Below are 3,442 nucleotides of genomic sequence, written 5' to 3' on the forward strand. Positions count from 1 at the left end.
CGAGGTAGCGGGCCATCTCTCAGCCCTGCTGGGCCGCACGCATGTCGCGGCGCAGCTCGGGCGGCAACGCGAAGATGAGCGACTCCTCGGCCGAGTGGACGGCGCGTGCGGCGGGGTAGCCGCGATCGGCGAGGAAGGAGAGCACGCCGTCGACGAGGTCCTCCGGCACCGACGCACCTGAGGTCACACTCACGTTGGCGACGCCGTCGAGCCAGGCCTCGTCGATCTCGGTGTGGTCGTCGACCAGGTAGGACGCCTTGGCGCCGGCCTCGAGGGCCACCTCGACGAGTCGCACCGAGTTGGAGGAGTTGCGCGAGCCGACGACGATCACCAGATCGGCGTTGGGCGAGATCTCCTTGACCGCGAGCTGACGATTCTGGGTGGCGTAGCAGATGTCGTCGCTGGGCGGGTCGAGCAGCAGCGGGAACTTCAGCCGGATCGCGGCGACGGTCTCGAGCGTCTCGTCGACCGACAGCGTCGTCTGCGAGAGCCAGGCCACCTTGGCAGGGTCCCGCACGACGATGCTGTCGACGTCGTCGGGGCTCTGCACGAGCTGGATGTGATCGGGTGCCTCACCGGCGGTGCCCTCGACCTCTTCGTGGCCCTCGTGACCGATGAGCAGGATGTCGTAGTCGTCGCTGGCGAAGCGCTTCGCCTCGTGGTGCACCTTGGTCACGAGCGGGCAGGTGGCGTCGATGGTCTTGAGGCCACGATCCGATGCCTCGGCGTGCACCGCGGGCGAGACGCCGTGGGCGGAGAACACCACCGTCTGGCCCTCGGGCACCTCGTCGAGCTCCTCGACGAAGCTGGCGCCGCGGGATTCGAGATCGGCCACGACGTGCTTGTTGTGGACGATCTGCTTGCGCACGTAGACCGGCGCGCCGTAGAGGTCGAGCGCCTTCTCGACGGTGATGACGGCCCGGTCCACCCCGGCGCAGTAGCCGCGCGGCGCGGCCAGGAGGACTTCGCGCGCCGCATCGGGGTCCAGGACGGGCGGGAGGCCCAAGTTGGTGCTCATGTGGCGAGTCTATGAGCAGAGCGGGTACACCGCCGTGTCGGTGCGCTCCCCTAGAGTCACCGCCGTGCCCACCCTCCGCGACGCGACCCAGGAAGCCCCGGCGCCGGTCCGCGCCGTGGCCAACGCCGTCAGCCAGTGGATCGACCAGCTCGGGGGCGTCTGGGTCGAGGGCCAGCTGGCCCAGATCAGCCGGCGTCCGGGCATCAACACCGTCTTCATGACCCTGCGCGACACCGTCGCCGACATCTCGGTGCCGCTGACCTGCCAGCGCACGCTCTTCGACTCCCTCAACCCGCCGCTCGTCGAGGGCGCCAGCGTCGTCGTGCACGCCCGACCTTCGTTCTACGCCAACCGCGGCACCTTCTCGCTCTATGCCCGGCAGATCGCCATGGTCGGTCTCGGCGAGCTGCTCGCCCGCATCGAGCGCCGCCGCCAGCTGCTCGCCGCCGAGGGGCTCTTCGCACCCGAGCTCAAGCGCGACCTTCCGTTCCTGCCCGGTCGTGTCGGGCTGATCACCGCTCCCAACAGTGCCGCCGAGCGCGACGTCCTCGAAAACGCGCGGCGCCGCTGGCCGGGGGTGGAGTTCGAGGTGGCCCATGCCGCCATGCAGGGCACCCGCTGCGCCGCCGAGGTGATGGAGGCGCTGGACCGGCTCGATCGCAACCCGGCCGTCGACGTGATCGTGATCGCGCGGGGCGGCGGCTCGGTCGAGGACCTGTTGCCCTTCTCCGACGAGGCGCTGGTCCGCGCCGTCCACCGGGCCCGCACGCCCGTGGTCTCCGCGATCGGGCACGAGCCCGACTCCCCCCTCCTCGACCTGGTGGCCGACGTCCGCGCCTCGACGCCGACCGACGCCGCCAAGCTGATCGTGCCCGACATGGCCGAGGAGGTGCGCGGCGTCACCTGGGCCCGCGACCGCCTCCGCCAGCTGGTCGGACAGCTCGTGCAGCGCGAGCAGGTCCGCCTCGACGACCTGCGCGCCCGGCCGGTGATGCGCGACCCACGCACGATCCTCGACGTCCGCTCCGACGAGGTGACGGAGCTGCGCGAGCGCGCACGCCGCCACCTCTCTCACCGCCTCGACCGCGCCGCCGACGACATCGGCCACCACCGCGCCCGCGCCCGGTCGCTGTCGCCGCTCGCGACCCTCCAGCGTGGGTATGCCGTCGTACAGGACGCCGAGGGCCACGTGGTCACCAGCGTCGACTCGGTCGCGGCGAAGCAGCGGCTCAGCATCCGGGTCGTGGACGGCCGGATCGCGGCAACCACGACCAGCACCCAGGCTTTGAACACCCAAGAAGGAGACTCCGATGAGTGACGAGAGCCCGTCCTACGAGATGGCCCGCGAGGAGCTCATCGAGGTGGTGCGCACGCTGGAGGCCGGCGGCACCAGCCTGGAGGAGTCACTCGCGCTCTGGGAGCGCGGCGAGAAGCTCGCCAAGATCTGTCAGGCCTGGCTCGACGGCGCCCGCGAGCGCCTCGATGCCGCGGTGGCCGACGAGGACTGAGCCCCGACCAACCGCGCGATGACGCCGAGGCTCATCCGGTTGAGTGTCGGGCCTGCTCCTGGTTCGACCGGTGCGGGCCGGAGAGCCAGTCCTGACCCAGCCGAGCGTCGACCGGTTCCTCTCCTCGCCGCAGGGCGTCGAGGTAGGCATGATCGGCGGCCAGGCGGGCGGCCACCTCGGGACCTTCGGCCACCGCGCCGTGGCCGGGGACGACGACATCGACGTGCCGGGCAGCCTCACCCAGCCGGTCGAGTGCCGTCTCGTAGGCGCCCACCTGACCGGGGCGGCGAGGGTCGAGGAGTGGGATCAGGACGTCCGAGAGCATGTCCCCGGCGAGCAGGACGCCACGGTCCGCGAGCAGGACCGCGGCGTGGCCCACGGCGTGCGCCTGATGCTCGATGATCGTGCCCGGCACGGGTCCGCCGTCCTCGGGCAGCGGGGTGACGAGCCCGATCAGCTCGAGTGGGATGCCCGAGGCGCTCTCCGCCGCCATCGTCTGCGCTCGCTCACGGGCTTGGTTCGCGCTGCGGGCGCCGTCGGGGGTGGCGTAGCGCGGCGCGTCGCCGAACCGGGGATGCCACAGCAGGTGGTCCCAGTGGGGATGGGTGGAGAACCCGGCGATGACCGGAAGGTCGAGCCGCTCCAAGTCATCGGCGAGCTGGTTCAGATCGGAACCGTCGATGCCGGGATCGACCAGGATCAGCCCACCCTCCCCGCGCACCACGATGGCATTGCTCCAGGCCCACGCGCTCTGACGAACCCAGACGCCGTCGGCCACCTGATCCAGCATCGCTCGTCCCTGTCAGGTAACTCCATCGCGGCGCAATCACCCTGAGCCGGTGCCTCGGCATCGCGCGCCGGCGATCTCGCTGGCAGGGCGAGCCTCAGCGCTCCAGCAGGGTGATGAACTCCTGCA

Annotated in this window: 4 protein-coding genes; 2 read left to right on the forward strand and 2 right to left on the reverse strand. The window is 71.2% G+C overall.

What is annotated here, in order from left to right; genetic code table 11:
• Positions 1-19 precede the first annotated feature (19 nt).
• Positions 20-1,018, reverse strand: coding sequence for a 4-hydroxy-3-methylbut-2-enyl diphosphate reductase (locus RMO85_RS18505; RefSeq protein WP_310530191.1), 999 nt, complete (start codon positions 1,016-1,018; stop codon positions 20-22).
• A gap of 64 nt (positions 1,019-1,082) precedes the next feature.
• On the opposite strand from RMO85_RS18505, the gene xseA reads away from it, so the two are divergent.
• Positions 1,083-2,336: an exodeoxyribonuclease VII large subunit gene (xseA, locus tag RMO85_RS18510; protein ID WP_310530192.1), complete on the forward strand. Its 1,254-nt coding sequence runs from the start codon at positions 1,083-1,085 to the stop codon at positions 2,334-2,336.
• Positions 2,329-2,526 carry an exodeoxyribonuclease VII small subunit gene (locus tag RMO85_RS18515; protein WP_310530193.1) on the forward strand — a complete coding sequence of 66 codons (198 nt, stop codon included), beginning with the start codon at positions 2,329-2,331 and terminating at the stop codon, positions 2,524-2,526. Before xseA ends, RMO85_RS18515 begins: the two co-directional genes overlap by 8 nt.
• 31 nt (positions 2,527-2,557) lie before the next feature.
• On the opposite strand, the gene RMO85_RS18520 is transcribed toward RMO85_RS18515, so the two are convergent.
• A complete protein-coding gene (locus RMO85_RS18520; protein ID WP_310530194.1) occupies positions 2,558-3,316 on the reverse strand; it encodes an MBL fold metallo-hydrolase in 759 nt (252 codons plus the stop codon).
• Positions 3,317-3,442 lie beyond the last annotated feature (126 nt).

Source organism: Nocardioides sp. (assembly GCF_031422975.1).
In the GTDB taxonomy this organism is placed as follows: Bacteria; Actinomycetota; Actinomycetes; order Propionibacteriales; family Nocardioidaceae; genus Nocardioides.

Bases quoted from the DNA above. Each gene is read 5' to 3' on its own strand.
- RMO85_RS18505 (WP_310530191.1), bottom strand. From the start codon at position 1,018: ATGAGCACCAACTTGGGCCTCCCGCCCGTCCTGGACCCCGATGCGGCG.
- RMO85_RS18515 (WP_310530193.1), top strand. From the start codon at position 2,329: ATGAGTGACGAGAGCCCGTCCTACGAGATGGCCCGCGAGGAGCTCATC.
- RMO85_RS18520 (WP_310530194.1), bottom strand. From the start codon at position 3,316: ATGCTGGATCAGGTGGCCGACGGCGTCTGGGTTCGTCAGAGCGCGTGG.